The organism is Colwellia sp. MB3u-45, assembly GCF_014077005.1.
GTDB lineage: Bacteria > Pseudomonadota > Gammaproteobacteria > Enterobacterales > Alteromonadaceae > Cognaticolwellia.
Genome location: NZ_JACGVC010000004.1, coordinates 1 through 488 on the forward strand (window position 1 = coordinate 1; position 488 = coordinate 488).

The window sequence follows — 488 nt, forward strand, 5'->3', positions numbered from 1 at the left end:
CGCCCATTAGTTTCTTTTGCTATAAGAGATTTAAAATCAATGGATTCAAGTGTGATCATAACGACTGATATCAATGTATGAAAAATGAAACCAATTAGATCACAAATTTAATCAAAATGGTATAAGGCGTTTCAAGTTGCAATAAGTTAAGCTTTAAACCATAAAAAGCAAAAAACCCGTAGTGTTAACTACGGGTTTTTGACGTACATAGATGCACTAATGCGTTGGATGCAGGATGCACAAGCACGCTCTCACATAAAAAAGAATACCTGCACGCTATTTACCAACGACGCTAATACCTTTCACTGCTTACGCTTAATGGGCAAAGTAGCGGCGCCATCTCAAGCTTTATTTATCAAATCTCAGAAAGCAAAAAACCCGTAGCGTCAGCTACGGGTTTCTCTAAATAGAAGCCTAGCAATGTCCTACTCTCACATGGGAACTCCCACACTACCATCGGCGCTAACACGTTTCACTTCTGAGTTCGG

The 488-nt window shown here is 39.5% G+C and carries 1 protein-coding gene; it reads left to right on the plus strand.

Translation table 11 applies throughout. The features are described 5' to 3' along the window. Window positions 1-219 precede the first annotated feature (219 nt). Entirely contained in the window at window positions 220-384 is a 165-nt protein-coding gene (locus tag H4J41_RS00010; RefSeq protein ID WP_182134706.1) for a hypothetical protein, read from the plus strand. The last annotated feature ends 104 nt before the right edge of the window (window positions 385-488 follow it).

Coding starts and splice junctions, on each gene's coding strand:
- H4J41_RS00010 (WP_182134706.1), top strand. CDS start 220: ATGCGTTGGATGCAGGATGCACAAGCACGCTCTCACATAAAAAAGAAT.